This is a genomic window from uncultured Sunxiuqinia sp., from assembly GCF_947495665.1.
GTDB classification, from domain to species: Bacteria; Bacteroidota; Bacteroidia; order Bacteroidales; family Prolixibacteraceae; genus Sunxiuqinia; species Sunxiuqinia rutila.
The window spans coordinates 209,791-227,904 of the sequence record NZ_CANLZV010000004.1 but is presented as its reverse complement, the minus strand read 5'-3'; the positions used below and the strand labels follow the sequence as shown (position 1 = coordinate 227,904).

The following is an 18,114-nucleotide window of genomic DNA, read 5'->3' as shown; positions in this document are numbered from 1 at the left end:
TTGGACATGAAAGTAATCAACCTGAGCGAGTCGAATTCCATTTTCAATCAATACATTGCAGAGATACGAGATCACGAGATTCAGAAGGATCCTCTTCGATTTCGAAAAAACTTACAACGTTTTGGCGAAATATTTGCTTACGAAATCAGCAAGACGCTCGATTTTAAAGTAAAAGAAGTAAAAACACCACTTGGTGTGGCTAAAGTTCCAACCCTGCACCAGCAACCGGTTCTGGCAACTATTTTACGTGCCGGATTGCCTCTTCAGCAAGGTTTGCTGAATATTTTTGACCGGGCTGAAAATGCGTTTATCTCGGCTTACCGGAAGTATGATGATCAAGGGCAGTTTCATATTGAGTTTGAATACCTGGCATCGCCGGATCTGGATGAAAAAGTAGCAATTCTTTCGGATCCGATGTTGGCTTCGGGCGCTTCGATGGAAATGGGATACAAAGCACTTTTGCAAAAAGGTGATCCAACACATGTACACCTGGTGGTGGTTATTGCCAGTAAGAAAGGGGTGGAATACGTTCAGGAGACAATTAAAGCCAAAAATGTAACACTTTGGGTTGGTGCCATTGACGATGAAATGACCGTTAAATCATACATTGTTCCCGGATTGGGAGATGCAGGCGATTTGGCTTTTGGCCCCAAAGCTGATTCACACTAGAAAATAACGAATAAGCGTTAAGATAATTCACAATAGAAAAAACCGGGTGTTGCCCGGTTTTTTTATGTCTTCACTTGTCTGATGATTGCCTTATTCGGTTCGTTCCTGGAACTCGCCCAGCTTTTTAACAAACAGGTAGATGGCCAGAATGCCCAACAGGGTATGTACTGTCAGCGTGTACATGATGTATTCCGGATGACCGGAAGATTCGTAAATTCCCATCAGCCAGGTATAAACACCACTGAGTGTAGCCCCGATGAAGGTGGCCAGAAAATTGGTTCCCATGTATAACCCAGCTTTCTCTTTCGGTGCAATCCACATGATGTACTCCTGAATACGGGGAGAGGAAATCATTTCGCCTACGGCAAACAAAAATACGCCAAGAAACACCAGGCCGCTTGCAGAGGTCACAGAAAGTCCGAGCACCACAAAGCCGGCCGCTGCAATCAGCAAGCCAATCATAAAGGAAGGAATGGCCGCCCGCTTCTCAAAAATCCGGGAAATGAGCAATTGAAAAACGATGATGATGTAGCCGGTGTGCGAAATGGCTTCGGCGTTAATCCGCCATACGCCTTCTTCCTGGCTCGAAATGAACTGGGCAATACCGGTGCCGGTTACCATGCGAACCGATTCGTATAGCGATGCGGTATCCAGATAATCGTTGATATACACGGCCAGTACGTTGAAAAAGGCCCAGAAGGGAAGCCAGAAAAATACCCCCAGTAAAATCAGAAAACTCAAAAATTTGAGGTTGGAAAGCGCTTCGCCCATATCCCTGAACTTTTGACGAAGGGTGACACCTTCCAGTTCCCGCTCAGGTTCTTTGTAAAAAAGCAGGGTAATGATAAACATCAAACCCACCGTGGCAGCAGCGGTATAAAACACATAATCCCACGACCATCCGCGCAGCTTACCCATAACGATTGGTCCCAACGAAGCCCCCAGGTTAACCATTTGGTAGAAAATACCGAAACCCAGCGTTTTGTTGGTCGAATCAGTAGTCGCCCGTACCGTTGACGAAATCAGAGGTTTAAAAATACCGGCTGCAAAACCAATAGTCAGCATGGTCAGGGCTATCCCGTTGAAGGTTTGGGTTAAAATGAGCAGTAAAATGGCTGGTAGGTAGGCCATGTACGAGATGAGCAACATCTTTTTAAAACCGTACCGGTCAGCAAAAGTCCCTGAAAAAAGGGGAATAAGATAGGAGAGGGCCAGAAAGATACTTTGGATTGCCCCCAAATCACCTTTGGAAAAGCCCAGTTGTCCCAGGTAAATTCCAAAACTCATGTAAATGCCGTAATAGGCAAAGCGTTCCAACACTTCAATGGTGTTGGCTACCCAAAAAACTTTTGGGAATGGTGTTCGTTTAGCCATCGCGCTTTTAAAATTTTAGTTTGAACTAGTTGTTTAGGGCAACAAGGTAGCACTTTTTTGAAAGATCTTATTCAGCCGTGGAGTGGAAATGCCTGCTGATTGGATAAATCAGGCGTCCAGTTTTTTCACCGCCAATTGGTCCGTGCATTCGGCAAGTAATTGAGCAATTGTTTTTTTGGAAGCAGGATGAATGAAGTCAGGAGCAATTTCGGCCAGCGGCTCCAACACAAACCGTCGCTCGCCCATGCGGGGATGCGGGATTTCAAGCCGGGGTTGATTCAGAATCAGCTGGTCGTAAAAGAGAATGTCCAGGTCAATCAAGCGCGAACTGTATTGTGCTCCATGCCGCACACGTCCCAATTGATACTCTATTTGCTGTGTTTCAACCAAGAGGCTGTCAGCATCCAAACGGGTCTCAAGCACCACGACCTGGTTCCAAAACAAATCCTCGGACTCAAAGCCCCAGGGCTCTGTTTCATAGATGGCTGATTGTTGTTCGATTTTACCAACGGCCTCTTCCAGCAAGGCAAGCGCCTGATTAAAAATTACTTTTTTGTTTCCTAAGTTACCTCCCAAAAGCAAAAAAACCTTGGCCATGTTTAGATTATTATTGTAACTAATTGTGTATTTTCGTACATATTCATAAGAAATACAAAGTTAGAAACCACAAGCTATAAATAAGCATTATGAAGAGTTTTTTGAAGTATACCCTGGCAACAATTGTGGGCGTGATGATTGCCGGGTTTTTAATGATGATTTTGTCCATTGGGATTTTCTCATCCCTGGTTTCCATGAGTGAAAAGACGGTTGCCGTCAAGGATAAAACCGTGCTAATCCTTCGCCTGGAACACCAAATTGTGGAACGAACCAATAAAAGTCCTTTCAGTGATCTGGATCTTCCGGGTTTTAGCGGAACAAAACAAATTGGCTTGGAGGATATTCTGAATTGCATTGAGAAAGCCAAAACGGATGACAAGATAGAAGGCATTTACCTGAATCCGTCAATGATTAATGCCGGTTTGGCGACTGTTGAAGAAATCCGGAAAGCGTTGCTGGACTTCAAGGAAAGTGGCAAATTTATTTATGCCTATGGCGAGGCCTTGTCGCAAAAAGCCTATTACCTGGTATCGGTTGCCGATCAGGTGGTGATGAACCCGAAAGGAATGTTGGAGTTGAAAGGTTTGAGCTCGCAGCATTTATTCTTTAAAAATGCGCTGGAAAAAGTAGGCGTTGAAATGCAGGTGATTCGTCACGGGAAATTTAAGGCAGCAGTTGAACCTTACCTGTTGGAAAAAATGAGCCCGGAAAACCGCTTGCAAACTGAAAAATACATTGGCAGCTTATGGACTCAAATGCTGAAAGATATTGCCGGTTCACGCGGAGTTTCAGTCGAAAAACTGCGCGACTTAGCTGACGAGGTAACGACTTTCCAATTGGCCGATTACCTTTTAGAGCAAGGCCTGGTGGATTCGTTGAAGTATAAAGATCAGGTGATTGATGATTTGAAACAACTTACCGGAACCCGCGAAAGCAAAGATGTACGGGTTGTTGACGTGAATGATTACTCCCGGGTACCTGCACCAACGGATGGTAAAGGACTGGCTCGCGACAAAATTGCGGTGGTTTATGCCAGTGGTGGTATCGATATGCCCGGTTCCGGAAACGATGGGGTAGACTCGGAAGAGTTGTCACGTGCCATTCGTCAGGCTCGTCGCGACAGTTCCATCAAGGCCATTGTGCTTCGTATTAACTCGCCGGGAGGAAGTGCTTACGGCTCGGAAGTCATTTGGCGTGAGGTCAAACTGGCGGCCGATGTCAAGCCGGTAATTGCGTCGATGGGCGATGTGGCCGCTTCAGGTGGTTATTACATTGCAGCGGCGGCTGATACCATCCTGGCCGATCGGACAACCATCACCGGTTCCATCGGTATTTTCGGGGTGATTCCCAACGCCGGAGAGTTGATGACGGATAAGCTGGGAATCACACAGGATGTGGTGAATACCAATGCTCATTCCGACATGTTATCGCTTACCCGTCCGCTCACTGAATTTGAGAAAGCGTTGATGCAAAATTACATTGAAGAAGGCTATCGCACCTTTACCGGTCGGGTGGCCGAAGGGCGCAGCATGACCATGGAGGCGGTGGATGAAGTGGGGCAAGGCCGGGTTTGGGCAGGTCCTGATGCTTTGGAAATTGGCCTGATTGATCAGTATGGGGGCGTAACCGATGCCATTCAGTTGGCTAAAGAAATGGCCGGACTGGATCGTTACCGCATTAAGGCCTTACCTGAGATTAAAGATCCGTTTGAAGAATGGCTGAAAGAGATGTCCGGATCGGCACAAATGTGGTTTGTAAAACAAGAACTTGGAGATGCTTATCCGGTTTATCAGCACCTGAAGCGGATGAAGCAAACGCGCGGCATATTGGCCCGCATGCCTTATGATATTCAGCTGGATTAAATCGGTCTGAACGGGCAGACAGAACTGTTCCCCAACAGCGATTTTGTTCGGTTAACTAACAAGATGAAAAGAGAAGTTGTTCCTCGTGGCAGCTTCTTTTTTTATGTATGAATTTTAATAACTTCGTAGAACAAAATTCAACTATGCTAAAATTTTTATTATACCCTGTTTCATGGATTTACGGACTGGTTGTTTACATCCGAAACAGCCTGTATGACTACAAAATATTTAAATCCACCGAATTTGAAATCCCGGTGATTTCCATTGGTAACATTACCGTTGGGGGGACCGGAAAAACACCGCATACCGAATACTTGGTGGAGTTGCTGAAAAAGCATGTTCGGGTGGCTACCCTGAGTCGGGGCTACAAGCGCAAAACCAAAGGATTTCGCTTGGTAGAAACCACTTCGCAAGCCCGGGAGGTGGGCGATGAGCCGCTTCAGATTAAACAAAAATTTCCGGAGGTAACGGTGGCTGTTGACGAAAAACGAGTGCGTGGAATTCAGGAGCTGCTGAAGGACGAAGCCAATTCACCCGATGCGGTTTTGCTGGATGATGCCTTTCAACATCGGAAGGTGACGCCGGGAATCAACATTCTGCTGATTGACTATAACCGTCCGATTGATAAAGACGAACTGCTACCGGTGGGGCGTCTGCGCGAACGCAAATACCAGCGTCGACGGGCCAACATCATCATTTATACCAAATGTCCGGATGAAATCACACCCATTACCCGGCGGATTATTATGAAAGATGTGAACCTTCGGCCTTACCAATCCTTGTATTTTACAACCATGGAGTATGGTGATCCGATGCCTGTTTTTCCGGACGCGATCAAACAGCCTTTGGCTGATGAGGACCTGAAAAGGCCGGTTATTTTGCTGTCCGGGATTGCGAATCCGCAGTTGTGGCAAACCTATGTGGCCGGCAAGTTTGCTTTGGTGGATGAACTGATTTTTGGAGATCATCATCATTTTACCGCCAAGGACTTAAAGATGATTGAAGAGCGACTGGCTAAATACCAGGACCGCAATCCGCTTATTCTGACCACGGAAAAAGATGCCATGCGACTTCGGGATGAAACCAGTTTCCCGGAGGCCATTCAATCGCAATTTTACTATGTCCCATTGAAAATTAAATTTCTGGATCACGAAGGAAAAAGTTTTAACAAAACAATTGTAGGCTATGTTAAAGACAATAGAAGTAACCGCGAATTACATAAGCGAACGTATCAAAGGCAACGTTGAAGTAGGGATCATTCTGGGCTCCGGACTGGGTGGCTTGGTCAATGAAATAGCGATTGAAACGAAGATTCCGTATAAGGAAATTCCAAATTTTCCGGTATCGACAGTTGATGGGCACAACGGCACTTTAATTTATGGCGAGCTGGGGGGTAAGAAAATTCTGGCTATGCAAGGTCGTTTTCATTATTATGAAGGCTATTCCATGAAGGAAGTGACTTTCCCGGTGCGGGTGATGAATCGCTTGGGAATCAGTAATCTGATTGTTTCCAATGCTACTGGAGGGCTTAACCCCGACTACAAAGTGGGAGACCTGATGATTATCAGCGACCACATCAACATGTTTCCGGAGCATCCGCTGCACGGTAAAAATGAAAATGAGCTGGGGCCTCGTTTTCCCGATATGAGTCAGGTGTATTGCAAAGAACTGCGCGACCAGGCCAAATTCATCGCCCTGAAAAACAAAATTGAAGTGAAGGAAGGGGTTTATGTGGGTGTGCAGGGACCAACTTTCGAGACACCGGCCGAATACAAGATGTTCCGCATTTTAGGTGGCGACGTAGTGGGCATGTCCACCGTGCCTGAAGTTATTGTTGCCCGCCATATGGATATGAAAGTGTTTGGTATTTCCATTATAACCGATAGCGGTGTGCCTGGCGAAATTGTTGAAATATCGCACGAAGAGGTGCAGGAAGTTGCCATGCGTTCCGAGCCTTCCATGACTCTGATTCTGACCAACCTGATAGCCCGAATGGGATAGGAAGGGCAAGGGCAAAGAGGTAAGAGTAGAGCGGTAAGAGAAGGACGGTTCTATACTTATGAAAGAATGCACTCATGAACCTTGTTTAGGTAAGCGAGATCGACAATTGTCTATTTGGGAGAGAGCTGACCATGTAATTAAAACTAAAATACAAACAATGAGCACAATAAAAGTAGTTGCCCGCTTTGCGGTGAATGAGACTAAATTTGGTTCGTTTTTAAACCTAGCGAAAGAGCTGGTTCAGGAAACCTTGAAAGAAGCAGGTTGCATCCGCTATGAGTTGGTGCAGGACCGCCAAAACCCCGAGGTACTGATGATGTTGGAAGAGTGGGAAAGCAAGTCGCTGTTAAATCAGCATATGGCTTCGGAGCATTTTACACGAATTGTTCCCCAGCTGGTGGACTTGTCGGCAGCAGAGCCGGCGATCCACGTTTGTAAGAAGTTGGCCTAGGGAAGGGCAGAGAGCAAAGTGGTAAGGGCAAAGAGCAGAGCAGAAAAGAAGGACGGTTCTGTACTTACGCACCGATGTACTCATGCACGAAAACAAGGCACAGGAGAAGGCATAGGCAAAGGAAGTTGATGTTTGCCTTCTGTTTCCTGGCTCTTGTTTCTAAAGAAAGTGGAGCAAGTAGTTAAAAGTCTGGAGTCTAAAATCTAGTATTTAAAAGTTTTAGTTCTTATTTTATGAAACTACCCGATTATACCGATGTGGTTCAAGCGCATGAACGGATTCGTTCCCTGGTACATCGTACGCCGGTGCTTACTTCCCGTTCGCTCAATGCAATAACAGGTGCGCAGCTGTATTTTAAGTGCGAGAACCTGCAAAAAGTTGGTGCCTTTAAATTTCGGGGGGCCTGCAATGCGGTGTTTTCATTAAGCAACGAGCAGGTGGCGAGTGGGGTGTGCACCCATTCCTCTGGAAACCATGCGGCAGCTTTGGCTTTGGCAGCGCGGATGCGTGGCGTGCCCGCTTACATCGTGATGCCCCGCAATGCGCCTTCCATCAAGAAAAAGGCAGTGGAAGGCTATGGTGCCCAAATCACCTTTTGCGAGCCTACGCTGGCCAGTCGCGAATCAACATTGGCCGAAATAGCGGCTAAAACCGGAGCGACTGAGATTCATCCGTACAACAATTTTGATGTGATTGCCGGACAAGGAACAGCAGCTAAAGAGCTGTTGGAAGAGGTCGGGCCGCTGGATATTTTGCTTTGCCCCATTGGTGGTGGTGGCTTGTTGAGTGGAACTTCCATTGCCGGACGCGAACTAAATCCCAAAGGCCTGGTAATTGCTGCCGAACCCGAAGGAGCCGATGATGCCTATCGCTCGTTTCATGCCAACAAGCTGATTCCGTCAGTCGACCCCAAAACCATTGCCGATGGCTTGCTGACCTCGGTTGGCGAAATGAATTTTCGCATCATTCAGCGCAAGACCGATGAGATTGTCACCGTTTCCGAACGGGGCATTGTACAGGCCATGCGCATGATCTGGGAGCGCATGAAAATCATTGTGGAACCATCTTCTGCTGTCCCCTTGGCAGCCATTCTCGAAAACAAAGTTGTTGTAACCAACAAAACAGTAGGAATCATCCTCAGTGGCGGCAATGTAGACCTTGACAACCTGCCGTTTTAAACGGAAGGTTTTTCTGAGGCGTTGGTCTTAACCATACCCCGAACTGACCATTTGTCTTTGTTGTACTTTGCAGAACCTCGATCATCGTTGAAAAAGAAGCGGATCGGCTGGCCTTTTATTCAGGAAATCCTATTTTTGCCTCGTAAAGCAAAATAAGAAAAATGAAAACGAGCCTATTTGTCTTTTTGTTGGCAGCCTTTTTAACGGGCTGTACACCAAGTTCAACAACTGAATCAAATTTCGACCCGCTACAGTATGTCGATCCCTTTATCGGGACCGGATTTCACGGGCACACTTTCCCTGGGGCAACCGTTCCTTTCGGGATGGTTCAACTGAGTCCCGACACCCATATTATGGGATGGGATGCCAGCAGTGGTTATCATTACGAAGACTCTACCATTTACGGATTTAGCCATACCCACCTAAGTGGCACCGGCATTGGCGATTTGGGCGATGTCCTGTTGCTTCCGTACTCCAATACCGATGAGCAAAAGCCTGTTGGCGCCTTCGACAAGAAGGACGAATCGGCGACTCCCGGTTACTATCAGGTGCAGCTTAAAAACTTCGGTGTTACCGCCGAGCTGACGGCTACCAAGCGGGTTGGCTTCCATCGGTATAGTTACGCAAAAGCTTCGGAAAGAAAGCTGATGCTGAACCTGGGGCACATCCTTCAACCCAACTGGGGACACCGCATTGTTGAAAACTCGTTCCGCAAAATTGATGATAAAACCCTGGAGGGTGTGCAGAAAACAAGTGGTTGGGCCAGCGATCATCTGATGGCTTACCGCATTGAGTTTGCCGAGCCTTTCGAGCAATTGACTGTGTATTCGGAAAACGAAAAAACCAATAAAAGCGAACTAACAGGACGTGATATTCAACTGCATTTTCAGTTTGCCAATGCAGAAGAGCCCTTGTTGGTAAAAGTGGCCCTTTCGGTTGTAGACGAAAAGGGAGCAGCACAAAACATGCAGGCCGAACTGCCAGACTGGGATTTTGAAGCTACGGTTGCCCAGTCGCAAGACGAATGGAGAGCAGCCTTGCAGGGCATTGAAATCAGTACCGATGACCAGAACGTAAAAACCAACTTTTATACTGCGTTGTATCATTCCATGATGGCGCCTTTTACGTACCAGGATGTTGATGGCCGCTACCGTGGAATGGATAAGAGTATTCGGACAGCTCCTGAAGGATTTACCAACTACAGCGTGTTTTCGTTGTGGGATACCTTCCGGGCTTTTCATCCGTTGATGACCATTATCCGCCCGGAAAAGGCCAGGGAATGGGCCGAGTCGCTGGTGCAGAAATACCGCGAAGGAGGCTTGTTACCTAAATGGCCGCTGGCTTCGAATTACACCGGAACCATGGTGGGTTATCCGGCCACTTCGGTTTTGGCCGATGCATTGGCCAAAGGTTTGGTGCCGCAAGCCGATTTAAAAGCATGGCTCGAAGCGGCTGTTACTTCATCCACCTACCAACCCGAATGGCTGGAAAAGGTGAAGGGAACACGCGAAGAGAATGTGATGTCGAAGCACATTTATTTCAAGGAGAAATATGGTTTTGTTCCGGCGGACTCTATTTCTGAATCGGTGTCGTATGGCGTTGAAATGGCTTATTACGACTGGTGTATTGCCAAAATAGCCGAGGCAGCCGGCGATGAGGAAACAGCTGCGCGCTATTTCAGAAAATCGGAAAACTACAAGCTGTATTTTGATGAAAGCACCGGCTTTATGCGCGGAAAAAATGGCGATGGAAGCTGGCGAACTCCTTTTCAGCCCCGCTTTTCGGAACACGAAAGAAGCGATTATGTAGAAGGGAATGCTTACCAGTGGAGCTATTTTGTGCCGCATGCTATTGAAAACCATATTGCGATGTATGGCGGGAAAGCCAATTTTGAAACCCAGCTCGATACGCTGTTTACCACCAGTTCTGAAATTGTGGGCGAAAATGCCTCGGGCGATATTACTGGGTTGATCGGACAGTATGCGCACGGCAATGAGCCCAGTCACCACATGGCTTTTCTGTACAATTGGACCAATTCGCCCTGGAAAGCCCAGAACTACCTCGACCAGATTTTGTATGATTTTTACTTGCCCACGCCGGCCGGAATTATCGGGAACGAAGACTGCGGTCAAATGTCGGCCTGGTATGTGCTGAATGCCATTGGATTTTACCAGGTTTGTCCGGGTGATCCTACCTACACCATTGGCCGTCCGATTGTTGATCAGGCTAAAATTCACGTTCCGGGTGGTGTTTTTGAAATTGTAGCCCACCATAATTCAAGAGAGAACAAATATATTGAGAAGTTGGTGCTGAATGGTAAAGAGCTTGATAAGCCATTCTTCACGCACGATGAGCTGATGAAAGGCGGGAAGCTGGAGTTCTTTATGACTTCCAAGCCGATGGCTTATGTGGGCGAAGCAGGAGCAACCGAGTAGTGGTATTACTACTTCCGTTTCTGAAAATAACAGGATGTTAGATATCCTGAGCTAAAGATAAGAAGCCTTCCAAATAGGAAGGCTTTTTTTGATGCCTAAGGTTTTGGGTAGAAACAAAAAAAGTATTGAGGGAATAGAATCCGTCAATACTTTTCAATGTTGTTTGGGTGCTTTCTTTATTTTGTCTTGATCAGCGCTTGCCCAACGGGTAAGATGGTGCGTTTGGCCAAATCATTCAGAATAATAGCGCCCATCATGTACCAGGCCGAGAAGGCACAAACGATCAGAACGACTGCTGCTACCTGGTTCATCACCGGCCATCCGAAATGCCCCAGATCGAGGAAGATGAAACCAAGTAAAAGAGTTGTAAAGGTGATAAACATGGCACGGTGAATAAAGAATGTTCCAATCCAGAAAATGAACGTGAGCAAGGTCCATCCCAGCAGGAAAAAACCAACGTCGGTGTGCGACGATTCGTAAATCCCCAAGTGGTTGAACAGCCAGATCAGTCCCAGGCCGATCCAGAATGCACCGTAGCTTGAAAAAGCGGCAAAACCAAAGTTATTGCCTGTTTTTTGTTCCAGAAAACCGGCTACCAGCTGAGCCAGTCCGCCAAAGATGAAACCCATCGCCAGTACCGGGCCGAGGCCGATCCATCCGAGGTTGTGAAATTGAAGCAGAAGGGTTGTTAAACCGAATCCTGCCAAGCCTACTACGGCAGGGTTTCCTAGTTTTGTGTTGTTCATTGACAGGTGTTTTAGTTGTGTTGATTTTTCTTTTAAATTCGGCGCAAAACTAAGAATTAAATCGAGTTGACGGCAGGGCTGTAGCCTGCGGCTGATGGTTCTTTTAAAGGATTAGTGATTTGGTAATATTGGACGAGCGGGCAGGCCTGTTTGAAGCAAGAAGCGCTTAACTAAGCGAAAGGTTTTGTGTGTTTTAGCTTTCCGATTTTTTGGGAAACGGAGCCACGTTCGGTCAGGCGAACCAAGGCCAGGACGGCGTTGGCAATTAATCCGGGGTCGAGGACAACGCTTACCTTGTCGGCCACCTGCTGGTCGCGCTTCTGAAGGCAGGCTTCCAATTCATGGTCTGGTGTATGGAAAAACAAACCGGCAAATTTCCAGGCGCCATCACGGGCCAGCTGCATGCTGAAATCCACCAGGTAGTCGTCCACTTTCCCGGTCCATTTGAGAATCCATTTCAAGGCCGGCCAAACCTGAGAGAGGTCATCCTGCACTTCATGCACCAGCGAAGAGAGAATTTCATTGATCCGGTTGAAGTCATTGTGCAGCTTATTCAGCTCCTTTCCACGCGATACTTGGGCAGCGGCAATGCCTAAGTCGAGGTTGATGTGGGCGTTCATGCCCATGAGCAGATGCTGCAAAACAATGGGCCAGTAGCTGGTTGATAAGTCAAAGGCTCTCTGCCAGGAGCGGGTTAGCGGAAGTCCGGCCCGGCTGCCGACCCAGGCATCGATGTACCGTTGGGCAAACAGTACATCGAGCACCTCCATGCGGGGACCATTGTCAAAATAGTTGTTTTCAATTCCTTCTTTTACTTTGAGGGTGACCTTCTGGTATAAGGCTGCAAAGTATCCGGAAGGATCGTTATTGTGTTCGCAGTGCTGGATAATCTGATCCAGGGTTTCAATCACCTCATCAATGGTTTTCAGTGGTTTGGCTGGCATAAGAACAGGCATTAGTTTATTGCGTTGACTTATTTTACATCAAGCTAATCAACGGTTTGCCTGCGGATAAGGTTCAGATCCAGAGCTTCAAGTTTCAAATTCCAGATAAGAGCGAAGACTTCCAGATATTAGATTTTAGACTCCAGACTTTAAACTATTTGCCTTGCTAGCTTTAGAACCAAGAGGCAAGCATTAACTCTCCTATGCCTTTGCCTGAGCCTTGTTTTTGTGCATAAGTACAGAACCGTCCTTCTCTTACCGCTCTGCTCTTCGCCCATACCGCTTCGCTCTCTGCCCTCTGCCTCCTATATCAAGTACTGAAACAAGTCGGGTTTGTCATTCACATATTCATACACAAAGCCATTTTCCTTCATTCGGTTTAGCAGTCCTTCCACATCCTTGTGGTCCTGTACCTCGATGCCGACAAAAGCAGGCCCTCGTTCACGGCTGTTCTTTTTGGTGTATTCGAAGTGGGTAATGTCGTCGGTAGGTCCAAGCACGTTTTCCACAAAGTCGCGTAGAGCTCCAGCCCGCTGCGGAAAACGAACGATGAAATAATGCTTCAGCCCTTCGAACAAGAGGGAGCGTTCTTTAATTTCTTCGGTACGGGTAATGTCGTTGTTGCTGCCCGAAACAATGCACACCACGTTTTTCCCTTTTATTTGATCGGCGTAATAGTCGAGCGCGGCAATGGAAAGGGCTCCGGCCGGCTCAATCACAATGGCATCGCGGTTGTACAGTTCCAAAATCTTGGTGCAGATGCGGCCTTCCGGAACCAGTACGATGTCATCAATCACTTGCTGGCAGATGTCGAAAGTAACTTCGCCAACACGTTGCACGGCTGCGCCATCAACAAATTTGTCGATGTTTTCAAGGGTAACAACTTTGCCTTGTTTCAGCGATTCGGACATGGAAGGAGCTCCGGCCGGCTCAACTCCGATGATTTTGGTGCTGGGATGAACCTGTTTGAAATAGCTGCCTACACCGGCAATCAGTCCGCCGCCGCCAATGGGAACAAAAAGGTAGTCAATCTGCCGGGTTGAATCCTGCAGAATTTCAAGGGCTGTGGTGGCCTGCCCTTCAATAATCAAGGGGTCGTCAAAGGGGTGAATAAAGGTCTTTTTATTTTCTGTGCAGTCTTTCCAGGCTTCAGTACTGGCATCGTCATAAGTGTCGCCAATCAAAACAATTTCCACGAACTCCCGTCCAAACATTTGCACCTGCTTAATTTTCTGTCTTGGCGTGGTGGTGGGCATGTAAATCTTCCCGTGAATCCCCAGCTTTTGGCACGAATATGCCACACCTTGCGCGTGGTTTCCGGCGCTGGCACATACTACGCCGTTCTTCAGCTCTTCCTGGCTCAAGCTTTTGATTTTGTTGTAGGCACCACGAATTTTGTAGGAGCGCACAATCTGCAGGTCTTCGCGTTTTAAAAACACGGAGGCTCCAAACTGCTCCGACAGGTTCATGTTTTCCATGAGCGGAGTGGACGATAAAATTTCGTTGAGGGTCAATTTGGCCCGGTTAACATTCTGGAGCGTCGGGAAATATTTTTTGGTCATTTCTTCTCTTTTAGTTGAAAGCAACATTACGCAATAGTATCGATCTATTGAATAAATCGACCTACAAAAATACGTCACTTTCGCACGTCTTAAAAACGATTGGCGAAATTTTGTTTCGAATTTAAAGTATTGTTCAGAGTGTCCTTCTTATCTGACTAACGGGGCGGATTTTGGCTCTGTTTAATTTCCGGAATTCTCTGAAATAATTACTTCTCGACTTCGGGTGCAAAGCGTTCGTAAAAATCGGTTGAAAGAACCCGGAACTCTGTGCGCCGGTTCAGTCCTTTGGCAATTTCTTGTTGTTCCGGACTAAGTTGGTTGATGAATTCCTCGGTTAGCTCGTCATTTCGTTTCAGAAAATCATATTGACGAGCCATGGTACGTGTTACTTTCTTGGGCCAGGTTTCGCCGTAGCCTTTGGCTACCAGTCGTTCAGGATTAATGCCTTTTTGAATGAGGTAATCAACCACGGCCTGGGCACGTTTTTGCGACAAGTCGAAGTTGAATTCTTCGGAACCCACAAAGTCGGTGTGCGACATCAGCTCGATGGTAATGGTGGGATTCATTTCCAAAATTGTTACCAAGCTGTCCAGGGCATTGACCGATTGGGGCAGTAGCTCCCAGCTTCCAAACTCGTAGTTGATGTTGTCAACTTTGATGGGCGCATCGGTAGGGGTGAGGTACAAGTTGACGCGGAAATCCTGGCTGTCTTCCAAACCAATGGTGGATTCGCGGCCTTTATCATTCAGGTAGCCGTCTTTAAACGCTGCAAAAACGTATTCTGTTTCAGGGTTCAGTTTGAGTTGAAACTGCCCATTGTCAGCCCGCATTTTAAGGTTGGTGCCATCTGTTCCGATAATCCGGATGCGGGCGCCATCCAACCGTTGATTGGTTTCTTTGTCATAAATTTCACCAGCAATACGGAAAACTTTAGGAGGCAAATAAAAGGAGTAAATATCATCGCTCCGCGAACCTTTCCGGTTTGAAGCAAACATCCCGCGGGTCTCTTCGCCTTCAATAAATGCCATGCCAGAATCATCACCCGTGGAGTTGATGGGCGACTTCAGGTTCTGGATGTGCCATTCGCCTTCCTCATTGCGGGTGGCTTTAAAAATGTCGAGTCCGCCCATGCCCATGTGGTAGTCTGAAGAAAAATAAAGCTCGCCATTGGATCGGATGGTTGGGAAAACCTCATTTCCTGGCGTATTGATTTTAGGTCCCAGGTTCACCGGATTGGAAAACGTGTTTCCGCTGGCTGTTGCCATCCAGATGTCTTTGCCGCCATAGCCGCCGGGTTTGTCCGACACAAAATAAAGGGTGTCTCCATCGGCCGACAGCGAAGGATGAGCTGCAATCAGACTGTCGCCAACCAAGTCCAGCCTTATGGGCTCGGACCAATTGCCCCGTGACATTTTTACGCGGTAGAGTTCAGCGCCCAAGTCGGTTTGCTTGTCATAACGAGCCCGGGTGAAAATCATTTCGTCACCATTTTCCGACAGGGTAACGGCTCCTTCTTCATTGGGCGAGTTGATCATGCCCGATTCATCAACCAGAACCGGTGCTCCCCATTTTTGCCGTTGAATTTGGTATTCGGCCCGGAATATATCCGCAAAGTAACTTCCGGAGATGGCGCTTTGCCTTTTACCTACCGTATTTTCACGGGTAGAAGTCAGCAAAATTTCATTGTCGCGTCCGCCCACAAAAACAGGCGCGTAGTCACTGTATTTGGAGTTGAGCTCGCGCACCGGATTAACCACATAGCGGGAGGGATTCTCCTCCCAGTCGCGGGTGTAACGACAGGCATCCAACCCATTGATTGCTTGCACATCGTTGGGGATGGAGTCGAGGTATTGCTGGTAGGCTTCAATGGCTTCATCGTATTTTTGAGTGGCCCGCAAACAGTCTGCATAATAAAGCAGGGCTTTGAAATCGGGGTGCTGGCGTCGGATGGCATTTTTGTACCAAATGGCTGCTTTCCCATATTCTCCAGTGGCGCGGAAGGCTTCAGCCATGTTGTAAGCCATGTCCATTTTATGCTGCAGGTTGTCATCCTTGCGGTAAGCTTTACGGTATTTTTCGGTGGCCCGGTAGTATTCTCCAATTTCAAAAGAAACTGTTCCTAAACGATAATGTTTTTGAGGGGAACAAGCGCCCAAAACAAACAGGGCTAAAAAGAGCATACTGATTAAATAGGTCCGCTTCATGAAACAAGGCTGATTAAGGCAATAAAAGTAACCAAATTTGTTCGTTATGGAAAAACGTAAAATGAAAAGATAAAGTATATGCATTTCTGTATTCATAAATATTTTAGTTCTTTTATGGGGTGTTTTGTCATCAAATATGCAAATGAGCGTGGACACAAACCAAATGATAATTGCCTGGAAACAGATGAAATCCGGAGATCATGCTGCTTTGGCGCTACTTTTCGATCATTTTTATTCGGATTTATATCACTATGGGCTGAAGATTGTTAATGAGCCAGACCTGGTCAAAGATTCGGTACAGGATGTTTTTCTTCGGATTTGGGAGAGACGAACAACTCTGGGTGATGTGAAAAACACGAAGGCTTACCTCCTTTCTTCGGTAAGACGAAGACTTCTTGAAAACAAAGCAATCAATTGGGCAATTACCTCCCGGAATCCTGAAGATAGTGATTCGCAAGCTTTTTCTTTCTCATCAGCCGAGTTTATTGAAGTTGAAGAAACTTCCAGGCAATTGCGTAGTTTGTTAGTCCAGTCCATTAATAGTCTGCCTGACCGCCAACGAGAATTAATTTTCCTGCGTTTTTATTTCAACCTGTCTTATGCCGAAATTGCCCGGATCATGGATGTCAAGGAACAGACCATTAAAAATATGATGCAACGGGCCATTGCGAATCTTCGAACTAAAATTGACTCTCAACTCTGGGAGGGTATCGATTATAGGGATGAGCTATTGATGGCGCTTCTATTATTATTTCAAAAAAAGATTGATTTGGGGTAGTACCTTTTTGCTTTTTTGCCCTCTACCTATTAAAACGGCAAGAAAGATAAACTCATGGAGGTACACGATAAATTAACAAACTTACTTGCAGATGAGGCTTTTCAGACTGAAATCCGAAATTTTGACGACTACAATGCCGAAAAGCAAAAAAGAATACAGGGACAGTATGAACTTTCTGAAGAGGAGTTGGCTTATGCCAGAAAGTTTATTGCCGGATTGGTATTTATTCCAATAGCGCTTGCTGCGGAAGAACGGAAGCAGGCCTCAAAACGGCTGATGAGCAGGCTTGCTGCTACACCTGATTCAGCCGAGCATAGACTTCGATCAAGAAGTATGATGCAGTGGGTTTCTCATATCGCAGCTATTTTGTCTATTCCCTTACTTTTAACAACCATTTATTTTTATTACCAGGCATCCACAGGTAACCCTAACCTTAATTCGTTGACGGCTAGCCAGAAGACCTTTAATACCTTTCGGGCTCCCCTTGGAGCCAAAACACAAGTTGTTTTACCCGATGGCTCCCTAGTTTGGCTCAATTCGGGAAGCAGTCTTTCCTTTCCATCGGTTTTTACTGGCTCTACCCGCGAGGTGAAACTCAAAGGCGAAGCTTATTTTGAAGTTACGAAGAATGAGAGCATGCCCATGCAGGTTTCGACCAACCAGTTGACTGTAAAAGTGTATGGGACTACTTTTAATGTGAACGGCTTTGCAGATAACGGGAAAGTGGAAACCACCCTGGTGGAAGGCAAAGTAACACTGATCCTCAAAGCAAGTCACAAAGAGTATTTGCTCGAACCGGGCTATTCGGCTTCCTACGACATCAGAAGCCAGGAAATACGTGCCTCTGAAGTAGACGAGATGGATGTGTTTACCGGGTGGAAAGACGGTAAAATGCTGTTCCAGAATGAACCATTTGCTGGGATTGTCAACAAGCTGGAGCGCTGGTACAATGTCGATATCGAAATGACTGATCCCTCGCTGGGGAACTATACATTATATGCCACTTTCATTGACGAAAATATTGAGCAGGTATTGGACATCTTTGCCAGCTCGATCCCGATAACGATCAACTATATTAAGCGTGAAAAACAGCCTGATGGAAGTTACTCAAAGCGGAAGATCGTGATCAGCCGGGATGTGAATAAAGTCACGAATTAGACAGAAGAAATACGAACCCTAAACAAAAATAGAAAGATAATACGATGATAAAAACTTAAACATGAAGCAAAAACAGGAAAGAGCGGCAACTCCTTCCTGTTTAAAGTTTGAAAAAATCAACGATTTATTAAGTACTAACAAATCAATTCAAAAGT

At 46.5% G+C, this 18,114-nt stretch carries 15 protein-coding genes; 9 read left to right on the top strand and 6 right to left on the bottom strand.

Features of this window, described 5'->3' with window-relative positions:
* Nucleotides 1-6: 6 nt before the first annotated feature.
* Nucleotides 7-669, top strand: coding sequence for a uracil phosphoribosyltransferase (upp, locus tag Q1A18_RS07405; protein ID WP_299578304.1), 663 nt, complete (start codon nt 7-9; stop codon nt 667-669).
* Between the two features lie 90 nt (nt 670-759).
* Here the strand turns inward: upp and Q1A18_RS07400 are convergent, their stop codons facing one another.
* Together Q1A18_RS07400 and folK are read right to left on the bottom strand one after the other, a co-directional pair.
* On the bottom strand, nt 760-2,043 hold the full coding sequence (locus tag Q1A18_RS07400; protein ID WP_299578303.1) for an MFS transporter: 1,284 nt from the start codon (nt 2,041-2,043) through the stop codon (nt 760-762).
* A 108-nt stretch (nt 2,044-2,151) separates the two neighbouring features.
* Nucleotides 2,152-2,640 (bottom strand): 2-amino-4-hydroxy-6-hydroxymethyldihydropteridine diphosphokinase, encoded by a 489-nt coding sequence (folK, locus tag Q1A18_RS07395; RefSeq protein WP_299578302.1) that lies wholly within the window; start codon nt 2,638-2,640, stop codon nt 2,152-2,154.
* Between the two features lie 89 nt (nt 2,641-2,729).
* On the opposite strand from folK, the gene sppA reads away from it, so the two are divergent.
* The 6 genes from sppA (at nt 2,730) to Q1A18_RS07365 (ending at nt 10,567) form a co-directional block, all read left to right on the top strand.
* The gene (gene sppA, locus Q1A18_RS07390) at nt 2,730-4,502 is read left to right on the top strand and encodes a signal peptide peptidase SppA (protein WP_299578301.1); all 1,773 of its coding nucleotides are present in this window, start codon (nt 2,730-2,732) and stop codon (nt 4,500-4,502) included.
* 143 nt (nt 4,503-4,645) lie between these two features.
* Entirely contained in the window at nt 4,646-5,749 is a 1,104-nt protein-coding gene (lpxK, locus tag Q1A18_RS07385) for a tetraacyldisaccharide 4'-kinase (protein WP_299578300.1), read from the top strand.
* Nucleotides 5,688-6,503 carry a purine-nucleoside phosphorylase gene (locus Q1A18_RS07380; protein WP_299578299.1) on the top strand — a complete coding sequence of 272 codons (816 nt, stop codon included), beginning with the start codon at nt 5,688-5,690 and terminating at the stop codon, nt 6,501-6,503. The genes lpxK and Q1A18_RS07380 overlap by 62 nt, the downstream gene beginning before the upstream one ends.
* A 157-nt stretch (nt 6,504-6,660) precedes the next feature.
* Entirely contained in the window at nt 6,661-6,954 is a 294-nt protein-coding gene (locus Q1A18_RS07375; RefSeq protein ID WP_299578298.1) for a putative quinol monooxygenase, read from the top strand.
* Between the two features lie 233 nt (nt 6,955-7,187).
* Complete coding sequence (locus Q1A18_RS07370) at nt 7,188-8,132, top strand: pyridoxal-phosphate dependent enzyme (protein ID WP_299578297.1); 945 nt, start codon at nt 7,188-7,190, stop codon at nt 8,130-8,132.
* Between the two features lie 161 nt (nt 8,133-8,293).
* The gene (locus tag Q1A18_RS07365) at nt 8,294-10,567 is read left to right on the top strand and encodes a GH92 family glycosyl hydrolase (protein WP_299578296.1); all 2,274 of its coding nucleotides are present in this window, start codon (nt 8,294-8,296) and stop codon (nt 10,565-10,567) included.
* A 176-nt stretch (nt 10,568-10,743) separates the two neighbouring features.
* Here Q1A18_RS07365 and Q1A18_RS07360 read toward each other — a convergent pair whose 3' ends face one another.
* From Q1A18_RS07360 to Q1A18_RS07345, 4 genes are all read right to left on the bottom strand, one after another.
* Entirely contained in the window at nt 10,744-11,313 is a 570-nt protein-coding gene (locus Q1A18_RS07360; RefSeq protein ID WP_299578295.1) for an acetate uptake transporter, read from the bottom strand.
* 170 nt (nt 11,314-11,483) lie between these two features.
* Nucleotides 11,484-12,257: a DUF5995 family protein gene (locus Q1A18_RS07355; RefSeq protein ID WP_299578294.1), complete on the bottom strand. Its 774-nt coding sequence runs from the start codon at nt 12,255-12,257 to the stop codon at nt 11,484-11,486.
* Nucleotides 12,258-12,562: 305 nt separating this feature from the next.
* On the bottom strand, nt 12,563-13,819 hold the full coding sequence (gene ilvA / locus Q1A18_RS07350) for a threonine ammonia-lyase (protein ID WP_299578293.1): 1,257 nt from the start codon (nt 13,817-13,819) through the stop codon (nt 12,563-12,565).
* 206 nt (nt 13,820-14,025) lie between these two features.
* Nucleotides 14,026-16,023: an OmpA family protein gene (locus tag Q1A18_RS07345; protein ID WP_299578292.1), complete on the bottom strand. Its 1,998-nt coding sequence runs from the start codon at nt 16,021-16,023 to the stop codon at nt 14,026-14,028.
* A gap of 148 nt (nt 16,024-16,171) precedes the next feature.
* Here Q1A18_RS07345 and Q1A18_RS07340 point away from each other — a divergent pair, with 148 nt between their 5' ends.
* Complete coding sequence (locus Q1A18_RS07340; protein WP_299578291.1) at nt 16,172-16,801, top strand: RNA polymerase sigma factor; 630 nt, start codon at nt 16,172-16,174, stop codon at nt 16,799-16,801.
* Nucleotides 16,802-16,855: 54 nt separating this feature from the next.
* On the top strand, nt 16,856-17,959 hold the full coding sequence (locus Q1A18_RS07335) for a FecR domain-containing protein (RefSeq protein WP_299578290.1): 1,104 nt from the start codon (nt 16,856-16,858) through the stop codon (nt 17,957-17,959).
* Nucleotides 17,960-18,114 lie beyond the last annotated feature (155 nt).